General features: G+C 59.8%; 12 protein-coding genes and 1 pseudogene. 6 read left to right on the top strand and 7 right to left on the bottom strand.

Annotated features, from left to right (window positions below):
* Positions 1 to 100 precede the first annotated feature (100 nt).
* Both AC1DWG_RS09900 and AC1DWG_RS09895 read right to left on the bottom strand, forming a co-directional pair.
* Entirely contained in the window at positions 101 to 943 is an 843-nt protein-coding gene (locus AC1DWG_RS09900; protein ID WP_108215091.1) for a mechanosensitive ion channel family protein, read from the bottom strand.
* Between the two features lie 137 nt (positions 944 to 1,080).
* A complete protein-coding gene (locus AC1DWG_RS09895) occupies positions 1,081 to 1,566 on the bottom strand; it encodes a YajQ family cyclic di-GMP-binding protein (RefSeq protein WP_007977344.1) in 486 nt (161 codons plus the stop codon).
* Positions 1,567 to 1,701: 135 nt separating this feature from the next.
* Here AC1DWG_RS09895 and AC1DWG_RS09890 point away from each other — a divergent pair, with 135 nt between their 5' ends.
* From AC1DWG_RS09890 to AC1DWG_RS09880, 3 genes are read left to right on the top strand one after another with little or no spacing between them, the layout of a single operon-like run.
* On the top strand, positions 1,702 to 2,619 hold the full coding sequence (locus AC1DWG_RS09890) for a putative 2-dehydropantoate 2-reductase (RefSeq protein WP_477762773.1): 918 nt from the start codon (positions 1,702 to 1,704) through the stop codon (positions 2,617 to 2,619).
* A gap of 45 nt (positions 2,620 to 2,664) precedes the next feature.
* The gene (locus tag AC1DWG_RS09885; protein WP_477762772.1) at positions 2,665 to 4,701 is read left to right on the top strand and encodes a sensor histidine kinase; all 2,037 of its coding nucleotides are present in this window, start codon (positions 2,665 to 2,667) and stop codon (positions 4,699 to 4,701) included.
* Positions 4,702 to 4,703: 2 nt separating this feature from the next.
* Positions 4,704 to 5,285: a cob(I)yrinic acid a,c-diamide adenosyltransferase gene (locus AC1DWG_RS09880; RefSeq protein WP_477762771.1), complete on the top strand. Its 582-nt coding sequence runs from the start codon at positions 4,704 to 4,706 to the stop codon at positions 5,283 to 5,285.
* Between the two features lie 135 nt (positions 5,286 to 5,420).
* Here AC1DWG_RS09880 and AC1DWG_RS09875 read toward each other — a convergent pair whose 3' ends face one another.
* The 4 genes from AC1DWG_RS09875 to secA all read right to left on the bottom strand — a co-directional run bounded on the left by AC1DWG_RS09875 (position 5,421) and on the right by secA (position 11,204).
* Entirely contained in the window at positions 5,421 to 6,365 is a 945-nt protein-coding gene (locus AC1DWG_RS09875) for a Nudix family hydrolase (RefSeq protein WP_477787707.1), read from the bottom strand.
* Positions 6,362 to 6,994, bottom strand: coding sequence for a glutathione S-transferase family protein (locus AC1DWG_RS09870; protein ID WP_477752536.1), 633 nt, complete (start codon positions 6,992 to 6,994; stop codon positions 6,362 to 6,364). Before AC1DWG_RS09870 ends, AC1DWG_RS09875 begins: the two co-directional genes overlap by 4 nt.
* 137 nt (positions 6,995 to 7,131) lie before the next feature.
* Positions 7,132 to 8,349: a bifunctional glutamate N-acetyltransferase/amino-acid acetyltransferase ArgJ gene (argJ, locus tag AC1DWG_RS09865; RefSeq protein ID WP_477787706.1), complete on the bottom strand. Its 1,218-nt coding sequence runs from the start codon at positions 8,347 to 8,349 to the stop codon at positions 7,132 to 7,134.
* A gap of 119 nt (positions 8,350 to 8,468) precedes the next feature.
* Positions 8,469 to 11,204, bottom strand: coding sequence for a preprotein translocase subunit SecA (gene secA / locus AC1DWG_RS09860; protein ID WP_477762768.1), 2,736 nt, complete (start codon positions 11,202 to 11,204; stop codon positions 8,469 to 8,471).
* A 307-nt stretch (positions 11,205 to 11,511) separates the two neighbouring features.
* Here secA and AC1DWG_RS09855 point away from each other — a divergent pair, with 307 nt between their 5' ends.
* Positions 11,512 to 11,967, top strand: a complete 456-nt coding sequence (locus AC1DWG_RS09855; RefSeq protein WP_477752539.1) for a DUF721 domain-containing protein — start codon at positions 11,512 to 11,514, stop codon at positions 11,965 to 11,967.
* A 107-nt stretch (positions 11,968 to 12,074) separates the two neighbouring features.
* Here AC1DWG_RS09855 and AC1DWG_RS09850 read toward each other — a convergent pair whose 3' ends face one another.
* Positions 12,075 to 13,553, bottom strand: coding sequence for a helicase HerA-like domain-containing protein (locus AC1DWG_RS09850; protein ID WP_477762767.1), 1,479 nt, complete (start codon positions 13,551 to 13,553; stop codon positions 12,075 to 12,077).
* 189 nt (positions 13,554 to 13,742) lie between these two features.
* Between AC1DWG_RS09850 and AC1DWG_RS09845 the strand changes: the two are divergent.
* A pseudogene (locus AC1DWG_RS09845) lies at positions 13,743 to 14,774 on the top strand (HAMP domain-containing protein); the annotation flags it as partial.
* 93 nt (positions 14,775 to 14,867) lie between these two features.
* Positions 14,868 to 15,632: a methyl-accepting chemotaxis protein gene (locus AC1DWG_RS09840; RefSeq protein ID WP_477752566.1), complete on the top strand. Its 765-nt coding sequence runs from the start codon at positions 14,868 to 14,870 to the stop codon at positions 15,630 to 15,632.
* The last annotated feature ends 33 nt before the right edge of the window (positions 15,633 to 15,665 follow it).

Genomic DNA, 15,665 nt, shown 5'->3' with positions numbered 1-15,665 from the left:
CTTCGGATGGGCCTTTTTCGTTGTCTGCTGTACAACATTTAACCAAACAGACTCCGCAGTACATGCCTGACCAAGAAGTCAGGCACTAACCGCACACCTCTTACTGCACCGCCGACTCCTGAACCACGCGAATAACCCGCTGTGGAAATGGAATATCGATGCCGGCCTCTCTCAGACGATCACGGGACAGTTCGTTGAACATGAACATCACATCCCAATAATCCGCCGTCTTCACCCAGACACGCAGGGAAACAGTGATAGAACTGTCACCCAATGTCGAAATGACTGCCTGAGGTGCCGGGTCAATCAATACACGCGGATCCTTGGCCAGTTCCAGCAACACTTCTCGGGCTTTCTGCAAGTCCGCTTCGTAATCGACGCCTACATCAAACACCACTTTGCGGGTCGGCTGACGATTGGTGTTGGTGATAATGCCGTTCGACAGATTACCGTTGGGCACGATGATAGTTTTGTTGTCACCGGTGCGCAGTACGGTATGGAAAATCTGGATGCTGTCGACAGTACCGGCGACACCCTGAGCCTCGATCCAGTCACCGATACGAAACGGGCGGAACAACAGAATCAGCACGCCGCCGGCGAAGTTCGCCAAGCTGCCCTGCAAGGCCAAGCCAATGGCCAGGCCTGCCGCACCAATCGCCGCGACAAACGAAGTGGTTTCCACGCCGATCATCGAGGCCACGCTGACGATCAGCAGGATCTTGAGGATGATGTTTGCCAAGCTGCTGATAAAGCCTTGCAGCGCCAGGTCGGCATTACGCAATGCAATCAGGCCGCCGAGCTTTTTCGTGACCTTGTTGATCAGCCACCAGCCGATGGCCAGGGTGATGACCGCCAGCAGTACACGGCTGCCGTATTCCATGATCATCGGGATCCAGGTTTGGGATACCTTGACCAGATTGTCTACCTCGGCATTTAAGTCCATCTACTCTCTCCTGTTTCCGGCTACCCGGCATGCGTAAAAAAAGCGGCAGAAAGATCGAGCCGCGACGGGCTCAATCGTTTCTGCCGTTGCTTGGGCCTCCGACGTCGCAAACGCCAAGAGGTTCCCGCTTTCAAAGGTCAGTCGCGGAAGTTGTTGAACTGCAGTGGCATACCGAATTCCTTGGCCCGTAGCACCGCAATGGCTTCTTGCAGGTCGTCACGCTTCTTGCCGGTAATACGAACCTGCTCGCCCTGAATGGCAGCCTGGACCTTGAGCTTGGCATCTTTGACGTGAGCGACGATTTTCTTCGCCAGTTCCTTGTCGATACCTTCCTTGAGGACGGCTTCCTGTTTCATCAGCTTGCCCGACGCGAACGCGTCCTTGACTTCAAGGCACTGCACGTCGATTTTGCGCTTGACCAGCGCCAGCTTGAGGATCTCAATCATCGCTTCGAGCTGGAAATCCGCTTCCGCGGTCAGGTTGACGGTCAGGTCTTTTTCCTTGAACTCGAAGCTGCCTTTGCCTTTCAGGTCATAACGACGATCGAGTTCCTTGACGGCGTTCTCGACCGCGTTGGTGACTTCGTGTTTGTCCAGTTCGGATACCACGTCGAACGACGGCATGTAATCTCTCCAAATTTAAAGGCGCACTGATGGAGCACGCCTGGCTTGCGGTTAAAATCCGCGCTGATTATAACGGGTCTTTCCCATCATTCACTGTGAGCTGCCGATGCACGCCTTAAACAGAGCAAAAAGCTGATGTCTACCACCTGGCATGTTCTGGGCGCCGGCAGCCTCGGCACTTTATGGGCGACACGTCTGGCACGGACTGGAGTGCCGGTGAGGCTGATCCTGCGGGACACCGCGAGGCTGCAGGCCTATGAGGCGGTCGGTGGATTGACACTGGTGGAACACGGCGAGGCGCAACACTATGCCGTGCCCGCCGAGACAGCCGACAGCACCCAACCGATCAACCGCCTGCTGGTGGCGTGCAAGGCCTACGATACCGAAAGCGCGGTGGCCCGACTGGCGCCACGTCTGGCCCCAGGTGCCGAACTGATCCTGCTGCAAAATGGCCTGGGCAGTCAGGACGCGGTGGCGGCACAGGTGCCTCAGGCACGCTGCATCTATGCATCGAGCACCGAAGGCGCCTTCCGCGATGGCGATTGGCGCGTGGTGTTTGCCGGGCATGGCTTCACCTGGCTGGGGGATGCGAGCCATCCGGTGGCGCCGATCTGGCTCGATGACCTGAGCGCTGCCGGCATCCCCCACGAGTGGAGCACCGAAATCCTGACCAGGTTATGGCGCAAACTCGCACTTAACTGTGCGATCAATCCGCTGACGGTGCTGCACGATTGCCGCAACGGTGGTTTGCAGCAACATCACTGCGAAGTCGCTACTCTGTGCGGCGAACTGGTGGAGTTGCTTGAGCGTTGTGGTCAGCCGGCAGCGGCCGAAAACCTGCAGCAGGAAGTCGAACGGGTGATTCACGCCACCGCAGCCAACTACTCCTCGATGCATCAGGACGTCACAAACCAGCGCCGCACAGAAATCAGCTACCTGTTGGGCTACGCCTGCAAAGTGGCCGGGCGTCATCAATTGAACCTGCCTCACCTCAATCAGCTTGAGTCAAGGTTGATCGCTCGCCTGCAAAGCCTTGGATTGCCCAGTGACTGAGCAGCGGCTACGCTGGCCACTTGTTCCTTTTCAGCGATGAATCCGATGCCATTGCGCCAGCGCCTTGAAAACCTGCCCGTCGGCCAGAAACTGCTAGCCGCCCTGCTGGTACTGATGGTCACCGTCCTGCTGGTTGCCAACCTGACCTTTATCAGCGCCGCGTACTACATCTCCCAGGAAAGCATGGCACCCCAGGCCCTGCAGACCATCGGCCGGCTGATATCCAACCCGAGCCTGGCCTCCGAAGCCCTGGAGTCACCACAAAGCGCCGAGCGCCTGCTAAACGAACTCAACAGCTATTCGCCGTTGCGCGCGGCAGTCCTGTATGACGCAAAGGGCGAGCAATTGGCGCAATTGCAGCATGGCGACAACCTGGAACTGCCGAAGCGTTTCCGGCATATCGAAGACTGGCAGGCCACCGAGTTTCGCACCAATCAAGTCATCACCCTGCCCCGCCCCGGCACTGCACCAGGGCACCTGCTGTTGGTGGCCACGAGCGAACTGCCCGTGGCGTTCTACACCGGGACCCTGACGGCCAGCCTGGGCATTCTGATCTTCAGCGTGCTGCTGTGGCTGATCATTGCCCGCCAGATCAAGCGCCTGATTACCCGGCCGATCCACCAACTCGAAGAGTTATCCCGGCAGGTAACCCGTGAAGAAAACTACGCACTGCGTGCTTCGCGAGGAAACCACGATGAAATCGGCAGCCTCGCCGAGGCGTTCAACACCATGCTTTCGCGAATCGAGGCCCGGGAGCAGCAACTCAAGCGGGCCCGGGACGACTCCCAGGCAGCCTACGACCAGGCCCAGGGTCTGGCGGAAGAAACCCGGCACACCAACCGCAAACTGGAGCTTGAAGTCCAGGTGCGCAGCAAGATCGAGAAAAAGCTCACCGGCTTCCAGAACTACCTCAACAGCATCATCGACTCCATGCCGTCGGCACTGATCGCCCTCGACGAACAGCTTTACGTGACGCAGTGGAACCAGGAAGCCAGCGCACTTTCCGGTACGCGCCTCGACGAAGCCCTGAACCAGCCCATCTTCCTCGCCTTCGAACCGCTCAAGCCGTTCTTGCCACAACTCAAGCAAACGGTCGAGCAGCATACGGTGGCCAAAATCGAACGCGTCACCTGGCTCAAGGATGACGAGCCCCGCCACTATGCCCTGACCTTTTATCCATTGATGGGCGGCGCCGGGCGTGGCGTAGTGATCCGGATCGACGACATCACCCAGCGCCTGTCCCTGGAAGAGATGATGGTACAGTCGGAGAAAATGCTTTCTGTTGGTGGCCTTGCCGCCGGCATGGCCCACGAAATCAACAACCCGCTGGGTGCGATCCTGCACAACGTGCAAAACATTCGCCGACGCCTGTCCCCCGATCTGCCGAAGAACCTTGAAGTGGCCGAACAGGCCGGCATCGAACTGACGACGGTCAATCAGTATCTGCAAAACCGCGAAGTGCCGCAGTTGCTCGACGGCATCCAGCAGGCCGGTGCCCGGGCCGCCAAAATCGTCACCCACATGCTCAGCTTCAGCCGTCGCAGCACCCGCCAGATGGCTCCGTGCGATCTGCCCGCCCTGATCGACCAAGCGGTGGAGATCGCCAGTAACGACTTCGACCTGGCGATCGGCTTCGATTTCAAGGGCCAGGCCATCATTCGCCAGTTCGATCCGGCGCTGGGCCCGGTCCCCGGCACCGCCAACGAACTGGAGCAGGTACTGCTCAACCTGTTGAAAAACGCCGCGCAAGCCATTCACCAGCGTGAAGACGGCAGCGAGCCGGGACGGATCATTCTGCGCACCAGGCTGAATCCGCCGTGGGCGGAAATTCAGGTCGAGGACAATGGCATCGGCATGAGCGAAAGCGTGCGCAAACGGACCTTCGAACCGTTCTTCACCACAAAGGAGATCGGCCAGGGCACCGGACTTGGGCTGTCGGTGTCGTACTTCATCATCACCAACAACCACAAGGGGCAGATGGAAGTGCAATCGACCCCGGGCCAAGGCACATGCTTCACCTTGCGCCTGCCCCTGGCGAGCACGCCACCTGTCTCGCAACAACTCAATCTGCTATCGAGGTAACCATGGGCTTTCGTTTGTCGAAGATTTACACCCGCACTGGCGACAAAGGCGAAACCGGGCTGGGCGATGGCCGTCGCGTACCCAAGGATCACCCGCGGATCGAGGCCATTGGCGAAGTCGATACGCTGAACAGTCAGGTGGGCGTATTGCTGGCCGGATTGGCGGCGCAAACGCACACCTTTGCAGGCTTTCAGGAAGTGATCGATGTTTTGGCGCCTTGCCAGCACCGATTGTTCGACCTCGGTGGCGAACTGGCGATGCCGGTGTATCAGGCGTTGAATGCAGCGGAAATCGAACGCCTGGAAGCCGCGATCGATGTGTGGAATGAAGAGTTGGGACCGCTGGAAAATTTCATCTTGCCCGGCGGTTCGGCGCTGATTGCCCAGGCTCATGTCTGCCGCAGCCTTGCCCGCAGTGCCGAGCGGCGGTGTCAGCAATTGAATGCGATTGAGCCATTGGCCGGGGTTGGCCTGGCGTACATCAATCGGTTGTCGGATCTGTTGTTTGTGGCGGCGCGGCTGATTGCCAAGCGTCAGGGAATTGCCGAGATTCTTTGGCAGCCTGCGGCGAAACCTGAAATTTAGTCGGCGGCTGTCAGGCCGCCTTCGCGGGCAAGCCCGCTCCCACAGGGATTGTTGGTGTTCGCACAATCTATGTTTCACCTTGACCACTGTGGGAGCGGGCTTGCCCGCGAAGGGGCCGGCAGGGTCGCTAGAGAATTAACTCTCAGGCCAAAACGCCCGAATCCCCGCCACCCCCTGCGCACCCGCAGCCCAGGCTTTCTCGACCTCAGCCGGGCCAACACCTCCGAGCATGAACACCGGCTTGCTGAATCCGTCGATCAGGCTCGATGCCTGCTCCCAACCCAACGGTTCGGCGCCAGGATGAGTCAGGGTAGGTTGAACCGGCGACAGGGTCACAAAGTCCACCCCCATCTGTTCGGCCAGCGCCAGCTCTTCAGCGTTATGGCACGAGGCCGCCAGCCAGCGCGACGCCGGTAGCGGTCGGCCAGCCGCTGCGTATTTGCGCAGCTGCGCCGAGGTAATGTGCCAACCCGCGGACGGGAAGTCGCCCAGCCATTCGAACGGCCCTTTGATCATCAACTGCGCCTTGCCGGCACACAGGCCTGCCGCATCCACGGCCAGGTCGCGGTATTTCGGGTCGTAACCGTTCGGTGCGCGCAACTGGATCAGCTTGATGCCGCCGGCAATGGCCTTTTGGATGCCGCGCAGCAATGCGGGGGTCTCCAGGTCTTCCGGGGTGATCAAGTACTGCTCGGGTAACCGTGCGGCCGCGACGATCGGCCGGTTCGCTTCAGGAAACTCGTAACCCGACAGGTCGCGGGGTGACACCCAGGCCAGCGGCTGGCCTTCAGCACCGTGGGGCTCGCCGGTAAACGCCGAGACTTCCCAGACATCCAGCAACACCTGTTTGTCCGGGTAATCGTGCCGAATCTTGATCAGCGGGCGCGCCGCGCCGATCACGATGCCCAGCTCTTCATGGAGTTCGCGGGCCAGTGCGGTTTCGACCGACTCGTCGGCCTCGACCTTGCCGCCTGGAAACTCCCACAGGCCGCCCTGGTGCTGTGAGTCGGCACGACGGGCGATGAGGATTTGGCCACTGCCATCGCGGATGACGGCGGCGGCGACATGGACTCGTTTCACTTTTGCAGCTCCTCCAGTCCGGTCTTCTGCCACGCCTTGAACGCCGGCCATTGGTAGAGAGTTTCGACGTAGGCCTCGTCAATGGCAGACAGCTTCACCTGATAGGTGCGCAGGCGCACGGCGATCGGTGCAAAGAACACGTCAGCCAGACTGATATGACCAAACAGGTACGGCCCGGTTTCGGTCGCGGCGGCACGGCATTCGGCCCACAGCGCCGACATGCGTTCGATGTCGACCTGAACGTCAGCCGGAACCGGCGACAAAGGGGCGTCATGACTCAGGTCAAACGGCATATTGCCGCGCATGGCGAAGAACCCGCTGTGCATCTGCGCACACGCCGAGCGCGCCTGGGCGCGGGCGGCAACGTCTTTCGGCCAGAGGCCTGCGGACGGGAACTGTTCTGCCAGGTATTCGGCAATCGCCAGGGAGTCGGCGATGGTGCCGTGTTCGGTTTTCAGCAGCGGGACCTTGCCAGTCGGCGAATGCTTGAGCAGACGCTCGCGGGTGTCCGGCTGGTTCAGCTTGATCAGTTCTTCGGTGTAGGTAGCGCCGGTCAGGTCGAGGGCCAAGGCGCCTCGCAGGGACCAGGAAGAAAGCAGTTTGTCGCCGATGATCAGGTGCAGGCTCATGTTCAAGTATCCTCAAGCAAGAAAGATCACAACTCTGTAGGAGCTGGCTTGCCAGCGAAGGCGATATCAGCCTCGATAAATCCATCGCGACGGATGACGCCTTCGCCAGCAAGCTGGCTCCTACAGGACATGCGCTATTACGTGCGGTACTCGGCGTTGATCTTCACGTATTCGTGGGACAGGTCGGTGGTCCAGATGGTTTCGCTGCAATCGCCGCGACCCAGCTCGATGCGGATGGTGATTTCTTCCTGCTGCATCACCGCCGCGCCCTGGGCTTCGGTGTAGGTCGCCGCGCGCGCGCCACGGCTGGCAATGCACACGTCGCCAAGGAATACATCGATCTTGCTCACGTCCAGGTTTGGCACACCGGCACGGCCGACAGCGGCCAGGATACGGCCCCAGTTCGGGTCGGACGCAAACAATGCAGTCTTGATCAGTGGCGAGTGGGCCACGGTGTAGCCAACGTCCAGGCACTCCTGGTGATTGCCGCCGCCATTGACTTCAACGGTCACGAACTTGGTCGCGCCTTCACCATCGCGAACGATGGCCTGGGCCACGTCCATGCACACTTCGAACACCGCCTGCTTCAACTTGATGAACAACTCGCCTTCGGCGCGGGTGATTTCCGGCAGCGCGGCCTGACCGGTGGCAATCAGCATGCAGCAGTCGTTGGTCGAGGTATCACCATCGATGGTGATGCGGTTGAACGACTTGTTGGCGCCATCGAGCATCAGGTTTTGCAACACATCGCGGGAAACCTTGGCGTCAGTGGCGATGTAGCCGAGCATGGTCGCCATGTTCGGGCGAATCATGCCGGCGCCTTTACTGATGCCGGTAACGGTGATGGTCACACCGTCATGCTGGAACTGACGGCTGGCACCTTTGGGCAGGGTGTCGGTGGTCATGATGCCGGTGGCGGCAGCTTCCCAGTTGTGGATCGACAGATCATCGAGGGCAGCTTGCAGCGCACCTTCGATTTTCTCCACTGGCAACGGCTCGCCGATCACACCGGTGGAGTACGGCAGCACCTGGCTGGCTTCGACACCGGTCAGTTCCGCCAACTTGGCGCAAGTGCGCTCGGCGGCCGCCAGGCCAGGTTCACCCGTGCCGGCGTTGGCATTGCCGGTATTGGTCAGCAGGTAGCGCACAGGGCCTTGTACGCGTTGCTTGGCCAGGATCACCGGTGCGGCGCAAAAAGCGTTCAAGGTGAACACGCCCGCAACCGTGGAGCCTTCAACACAGCGCATGACCACAACATCCTTGCGCCCCGGGCGCTTGATGCCGGCCGAGGCGATACCGAGTTCAAAACCGGCAACCGGGTGCAACGTTGGCAAAGGACCAAGACCAACAGCCATGAATGCGCTCCTTTATAGATGATGTCAGCACCGCTTCAGCAGAACGGTGGTTCGAATGGTAAAACGCCGCGACGGCAGAAGCCGGTCGCGGCGCGGGTATTTCAGCGTTTGAAACGGGTTTACTGAATCTGCCCGTGGCAATGCTTGAACTTCTTGCCCGAACCGCAGTAGCACAGCTCGTTGCGACCCAGCTTCTGCTCGTTGCGAACCGGCGCGGCAGCGAGGGCAACATCGACTTCTTCGCCCAACACTTCCGGTTGCTCAAGGCCTGGAGCCTCTTCATGCAGGAACTGCATACGAGCGGCCAATGCCTCGGCTTCCTGGCGCAGGCGCTGCTCTTCCTCGATCGGATCTTCGCGACGAACCTGAACGTGGGACAACACACGGATCGAATCGCGCTTGATCGAATCCAGCAACTCGGAGAACAGGGTGAACGACTCGCGCTTGTATTCCTGCTTCGGGTTCTTCTGGGCATAACCACGCAAGTGGATGCCGTGACGCAGGTGATCCATGGTCGACAGGTGGTCTTTCCACAGGTCGTCCAGTACGCGCAGAACGATTTGCTTCTCGAAGGTGCGCAGCGCTTCGGCGCCCGCCTGGTCTTCTTTCTCGTTGTACGCGGCAATGAGTTCCTGCATCAGCTTCTCGCGCAGGGTTTCTTCGTACAGGTGATCGTCTTCGTCGAGCCATTGCTGGATCGGCAGCGTCACACCGAAATCACTCTGCAGCGCCGCTTCCAGGCCCGCCACGTCCCACTGCTCAGGCAGCGATTGAGGAGGAATGTGTGCGCTGACGGTGGCGTCGAGCACGTCCTGACGGAAGTCAGCGATGGTCTCACCGATGTTGTCGGCAGCCAGCAACGTGTTACGCATGTGATAGATCACTTTACGCTGTTCGTTGTTGACGTCGTCGAACTCGAGCAGTTGTTTACGAATGTCGAAGTTACGACCTTCAACCTTGCGCTGAGCCTTTTCGATAGCGTTGGTCACCATGCGGTGCTCGATCGCTTCGCCAGGCTGCATGCCCAGGGCCTTCATGAAGTTCTTCACCCGGTCAGAGGCGAAGATGCGCATCAGGCTGTCTTCCAGCGACAGGTAGAAACGGCTGGAACCGGCGTCGCCCTGACGACCGGCACGACCACGCAGCTGGTTGTCGATACGGCGCGATTCGTGACGCTCGGACGCAATCACCTGCAAACCGCCCGATTCGAGCACTTGCTGGTGACGCTTCTGCCAGTCGGCCTTGATCTGGGCAATCTGCTCAGGGGTCGGGTTTTCCAGGGAAGCCACTTCCACTTCCCAGTTACCGCCCAAGAGGATGTCGGTACCACGACCGGCCATGTTGGTGGCGATGGTCAGTGCGCCCGGGCGACCGGCCTGGGCAATGATCTCAGCTTCCTTTTCGTGGAACTTGGCGTTCAGGACCTTGTGTTCGATGCCTTCCTTCACGAGCAGGCTGGACATGTGCTCGGAGGTTTCGATGGTGGCGGTACCGACCAGAACCGGACGGCCCGCGGCCATGCTTTCCTTGATGTCGGCCACGATTGCCGCGTATTTCTCGTCGGCGGTCAGGAACACCAGGTCGTTGTAGTCTTTTCGGGCCAGCGGCTTGTTCGGTGGAATCACCATGACCTGCAGGCCATAGATCTGGTGGAACTCGAATGCTTCGGTGTCGGCCGTACCGGTCATGCCGGACAGCTTGTTGTACAGACGGAAGTAGTTCTGGAAGGTGGTCGACGCCAGCGTCTGGCTTTCGGCCTGGATGTTCAGGTTTTCCTTGGCTTCGATGGCCTGGTGCAGGCCTTCGGACAAGCGGCGGCCCGGCATGGTACGGCCGGTGTGCTCGTCGACCAGTACGACCTGACCGTCCTGCACGATGTATTCGACGTTGCGATGGAACAGCTTGTGCGCGCGCAGGCCGGCGTAAACGTGAGTCAGCAGGCTCAGGTTATGCGCCGAGTACAGGCTCTCGCCTTCAGCCAGCAGGCCGATGCGGGTCAGCGTTTCTTCGACGAACTGGTGACCGGCTTCGTTGAGTTCGACCTGGCGGGTCTTCTCGTCAACGGTGTAGTGGCCGGCCTTGGTGACTTCGCCTTCCACTTCTTCGATGTGCAACTCAAGCGTCGGGATCAGCTTGTTGACCTCGATGTACAGCTTGGAGCTGTCCTCGGCCTGACCGGAGATGATCAGCGGCGTACGGGCTTCGTCGATGAGGATGGAGTCGACTTCGTCGATCACGGCAAAATTGAGTTCACGCTGGAATTTTTCTTCCATGCTGAACGCCATGTTGTCGCGCAGGTAATCGAAACCGAATTCGTTGTTGGTGCCGTAGGTGATGTCGGCGGCGTAGGCAGCACGCTTCTCTTCCGGCGGCTGGAACGGCGTGACCACGCCGACCGTCAGGCCGAGGAATTCATACAGCGGGCGCATCCAGTTGGCGTCACGGCGGGCCAGGTAGTCGTTCACCGTCACAACGTGCACGCCGTTGCCGGACAGCGCGTTGAGGTAAACGCCCAGTGTTGCCACCAGGGTCTTGCCTTCACCGGTACGCATTTCCGCGATCATGCCTTCATGCAAGGTCATGCCGCCGATCAGCTGGACATCGAAGTGGCGCATGCCCATGACACGCTTGCCGGCTTCCCGGGCGACCGCAAAGGCTTCTGGCAGCAGTTTGTCGAGGGACTCCCCTTTGGCGATGCGGGCCTTGAACTCGCTGGTCTTGGCACGCAATTGATCGTCCGAAAGGGCCACCATTTGCTCTTCGAAGGCATTGACGAGTTGCACCGTCTTGAGCATGCGTTTGACTTCACGCTCGTTCTTGCTTCCAAAAAGTTTCTTTAACAAAGGCGCAAACATATCGGCAGGATCTTCCACACTAAAGGGATGGAGGGCGGCCCCGTGAGTCGCCCGTGCAGCCCTCATGGCCGCATGCGAACGAGCATTCTACCCGGAAACGATGGAGAGGAAAGTGGCGATATTCCACGATGCTGGCACAGCGCTTTGACGGGGCTCACTTAAAATAAGGGCGTTTTGCTCAACTTCAAGCCGTTCAAGGCAGAAGTTAGTTGTTGATTTAATGGGCAAAGCACCCACAAAAGCAATGGGCGGGTGCATCCGGTGCTTTCTGCTACCATGGCGCCTCTGTTACTTCAGGTGTCTGATCATGGCGTTTCGCCCACTTACGGCCAAAGTACCTGCCGTTCTACTACGCGAAGCCAAGCCGCTGAAAGCCATTCTCGGCCACGCTCAACGCCTGGGTCATCTGCAGCGTTTACTCGAAAGCCAATTGCAACCCGCCGCTCGCGAGCATTGCCACGTGGCCTCCTGGCGCGAAGGCAGTTTGTTGCTGATTGTCACCGACGGTCATTGGGCAACCCGCCTGCGCTACCAGCAGAAGCGCCTGCAACGGCAACTGCAACTGTTCGACGAGTTTGCCAATCTGACCCGGATCCTGTTCAAAGTTCAACCGCCGACCGTTCAGCAAGGTGCGGCCGGGCATACCATGGATTTGTCCAACGACGCGGCAGCGACCATTCAGGCCACGGCCGATGGCATCAGCGACCCGAATTTGCGGGCGGCGCTGGAGCGGTTGGCAGCGCACGCCAAAGTAAAGGGCTAGAAGAAGGATCAAAGGATCGTCCGAACGCGGCCCGAGCCTTCGGCAGCTCCTACGGGTTGCTCGCAAATTTAAATGTAGGAGCTGCCGAAGGCTGCGATCTTTTGCTTTCAGCGGCGTTTTTTGCTGCCCAGCAACGAGCCCATCAAGCCGCGCACCAACTGTCGCCCAAGCTGATTCGCCGCCTGTCGCATCGCTGATTTCAAGGCCTGACCCGCTGCGGTTCCAAGAAACTCTCCGGCCTGCTCGGTGAAGCTCGGTTCCTGTTTGCCCTGCTCCGCTTCGGGCTCAGGTGCCAACCCCTTGCGCCCCATCAGCACCTCATAGGCCGATTCACGGTCAATCGGCTTGTCATAACGCCCCTGCAACGGCGAACCGGCAATCAGCGCCGTGCGCTCGGCGTCGGTCAAAGGCCCGATCCGCGATTGCGGCGGCGCTACCAGCACCCGCTGGACCATTTCCGGCGTACCTTTTTCCTGCAAGGTGCCGACCAGCGCCTCGCCGATCCCGAGCTCGGTCAGCACCGACAACGTATCGAACGCCGGATTCGGCCGGAAACCTTCGGCCACCGCGCGCAGGGACTTCTGCTCCTTGGCGGTGAACGCACGCAGACCGTGCTGGATGCGCAAGCCCAACTGCGCCAGCACATCATCCGGCAGGTCACCCGGCGACTGAGTGACGAAATACACGCCCACGCCTTTCGAACGAATCAGCCTCACGACTTGTTCCAGACGATCGCGCAATGCCTGGGGCGTACCGTTGAACAACAAGTGAGCCTCGTCGAAAAACAGCGCCAGCAACGGTTTGTCGGCATCGCCACGCTCCGGCAACTGCTCGAACAGCTCGGCCAGCAGCCACAGCAGGAACGTCGCGTAGACTTTCGGCGCTTCATGCACCAGACGGCTGGCATCCAGCAAATGAATGCGCCCACGACCGTCCGCAGTGGGCTGGAGGATGTCTTCGAGTTGCAGCGCCGGCTCGCCGAACAGGGCTTCGGCGCCCTGTTGCTCCAGGGTCGCCAGACGCCGCAGCAATGCCTGACTGGAGCCGGTGGTCATCAATGCCGCATCGTCACCCAGCAACTGGGGGTTGTCCCGCAGGTGATTGAGCAGCGCCTTCAGATCCTTGAGATCGAGCAACAACAGGCCTTCGCGGTCCGCCACCTTGAACGCGGCGTACAGCGCCGACTGCTGACTGTCGGTCAGTTCCAGCAGGCTGCCTAGCAGTAGCGGCCCCATTTCACTCAAGGTTGTGCGCAAAGGATGACCGGACTGACCGTGTACGTCCCACAACGTCACCGGATAAGCCTGAGGCTTGTGGTTGAGCCAGGGCATCCCGGCAATCCGCTCGGCGATCTTGCCCTGGGGATTGCCGGCGGCGCCGAGGCCGCACAGGTCACCCTTGATGTCAGCGGCGAACACCGCCACGCCGGCATCGCTGAAGGCTTCGGCCAATCGTTGCAAAGTGACGGTTTTGCCAGTGCCGGTCGCGCCCGCGATCAAACCGTGGCGGTTCGCCAGGCGCATGGCCTGGGCAATCGACTGCCCTTTGAGATCGGCGCCGATAACGAGTTGCAGAGAGTCAGGCATTTGGTCACCCATGATTAATCTTTGGTCCTACACGGCCGATAGAGATAGCTGACAAAGCAGTCAGACACGATCTGGTCGGAAATTTCCCTAAGGAGAGTCGGAAAATTCACTTGCTTTCAACCTTGCCCGTTGTGCGCCCCTTTATAAAAGCACGCGCTGGACATTAAGACCTTAGCGGAACCCCAAGCCATGAACAAAAATCTGCGTTTCAGCCATAAAATCCTGCTTGCCGCCACCCTCATTGTGATTGCCGCCTTCGCCTCATTCACGCTGTACAACGACTATTTGCAGCGCAATGCCATTCGCGAAAACCTGGAAAATTATCTGCAGGAAATGGGCGCAGTGACCGCCAACAATATCCAGACCTGGTTGAACGGGCGCAGCCTGCTGATTGAAAACCTGTCACAAACTGTCGCGCTCAACCCCGATGCGGACAACGTTTCCAGGCTGCTGGTACAAAAAGCCGTGACCTCGACCTTCATGGGCGCCTACCTCGGCAACAAGGATGGCTCTTTCATCATTCGCCCCGACAGCAAGATGCCCGATGGCTATGACCCCCGTGCACGCCCTTGGTACAAGAGCGCGCAAGGCAGCAGCGGTTCGGCATTAACCGAGCCTTATATCGATCTGGCCTCCGGCCAACTGGTGATTTCCATTGTCGACAGCGTTATCAAGGACGGCCAGAACATCGGCGTGGTCGGTGGCGACCTGAGCTTGCAGGTGATCGCCGACAGCCTTGGCACGCTGGACTTCGACGGCATGGGGTATGCCTTCCTGGTCAGTTCCGACGGCAAGATCCTGGTACATCCCGACAAAGCGCTGGCGATGAAGATGCTCAAGGATGTCTACCCGCAAGACACGCCGGCCATCAGCAGCACAATGAGCGAAATCCAGGTCGACGGCAAAACCCGCATCGTGACCTTCACCCCGATCAAAGGCTTGTCATCGGTCAACTGGTACATCGGTGTTTCAGTCGACAAGGAAAAAGCCTACTCGATGCTCAGCGAGTTCCGCACCTCGGCGGTCGTTGCGACCGTCATTGCCGTGGCCATCATCATCGCCCTGCTGGGCATGCTGATTCGCATCCTGATCCAGCCTTTGCACGTCATGACCCGCGCCATGGCTGATATCGCCGACGGCGAAGGCGACCTGACCAAGCGCCTGACCATCCAGAACAATGACGAATTCGGCACCCTCGGCACCGCGTTCAACCGCTTCGTCGAGCGCATTCACGGCTCGATCCGCGAAGTGTCCTCGGCCACCGGGCAAGTCAACGAAGTGGCGTTGCGCGTGGTCGCGGCTTCCAACTCGTCAATGTTCAACTCCGACCAGCAAGCCTCGCGCACCAGCAGCGTCGCAGCCGCCATCAACCAGCTCGGCGCCGCCGCCCAGGAAATTGCCCGCAACGCCGCCCAGGCGTCGAGCCAGGCCAGCGATGCCCGCAGCCTGGCCGAGGATGGTCAACACGTGGTGGACCGCAGCATCGTGGCGATGAATCAACTGTCGAGCATGCTCAGCGCATCGAGTTCCAACATCGAGTCGCTGAACAGCAAAACGGTGAACATCGGGCAGATTCTCGAAGTGATCACCAGCATTTCCCAACAGACCAACTTGCTGGCGCTCAACGCCGCGATTGAAGCCGCCCGTGCCGGTGAAGCCGGTCGTGGTTTTGCTGTGGTGGCGGACGAAGTGCGCAACCTGGCACATCGCACGCAGGAATCGGCACAACAGGTGCAAACCATGATCGAGGAGCTGCAGGTCGGCGCCCGAGAGTCGGTCAGCACCATGAGCGACAGTCAGCGCCACAGCCAGGACAGCGTGGAAATCGCCAACCTCGCGGGCGAACGCCTGAACAGCGTGACGCTGCGTATCGGTGAAATCGACGGCATGAACCAGTCGGTAGCCACCGCGACCGAAGAACAGACCGCCGTGGTGGAGTCGATCAACGTCGACATCACCGAGATCAACACGCTGAATCAGGAAGGCGTGGAAAACCTGCAATCGACATTGCGCGCGTGCTCGGACCTTGAGCAGCAGGCGGCGCGGCTGAAGCAGTTGGTAGGCAGCTTCCGTATCTAGCGCCTGAACTGGCCTCTTCGCTGGTAAGCCAGC

The organism is Pseudomonas sp. P4_B3, assembly GCF_056402295.1.
The sequence above is the reverse complement of the archived record's forward strand: the minus strand, read 5'-3'. Positions and strand labels throughout refer to the sequence as shown.

What these genes read in the sequence shown, in the direction of transcription:
- AC1DWG_RS09895 (WP_007977344.1), bottom strand. Translation starts at nt 1,566, where the DNA reads ATGCCGTCGTTCGACGTGGTATCCGAACTGGACAAACACGAAGTCACC.
- argJ (WP_477787706.1), bottom strand. Translation starts at nt 8,349, where the DNA reads ATGGCTGTTGGTCTTGGTCCTTTGCCAACGTTGCACCCGGTTGCCGGT.
- AC1DWG_RS09840 (WP_477752566.1), top strand. Translation starts at nt 14,868, where the DNA reads ATGTTCAACTCCGACCAGCAAGCCTCGCGCACCAGCAGCGTCGCAGCC.
- AC1DWG_RS09900 (WP_108215091.1), bottom strand. Translation starts at nt 943, where the DNA reads ATGGACTTAAATGCCGAGGTAGACAATCTGGTCAAGGTATCCCAAACC.
- AC1DWG_RS09870 (WP_477752536.1), bottom strand. Translation starts at nt 6,994, where the DNA reads ATGAGCCTGCACCTGATCATCGGCGACAAACTGCTTTCTTCCTGGTCC.
- AC1DWG_RS09885 (WP_477762772.1), top strand. Translation starts at nt 2,665, where the DNA reads ATGCCATTGCGCCAGCGCCTTGAAAACCTGCCCGTCGGCCAGAAACTG.
- AC1DWG_RS09890 (WP_477762773.1), top strand. Translation starts at nt 1,702, where the DNA reads ATGTCTACCACCTGGCATGTTCTGGGCGCCGGCAGCCTCGGCACTTTA.
- AC1DWG_RS09850 (WP_477762767.1), bottom strand. Translation starts at nt 13,553, where the DNA reads ATGCCTGACTCTCTGCAACTCGTTATCGGCGCCGATCTCAAAGGGCAG.
- AC1DWG_RS09855 (WP_477752539.1), top strand. Translation starts at nt 11,512, where the DNA reads ATGGCGTTTCGCCCACTTACGGCCAAAGTACCTGCCGTTCTACTACGC.
- secA (WP_477762768.1), bottom strand. Translation starts at nt 11,204, where the DNA reads ATGTTTGCGCCTTTGTTAAAGAAACTTTTTGGAAGCAAGAACGAGCGT.
- AC1DWG_RS09880 (WP_477762771.1), top strand. Translation starts at nt 4,704, where the DNA reads ATGGGCTTTCGTTTGTCGAAGATTTACACCCGCACTGGCGACAAAGGC.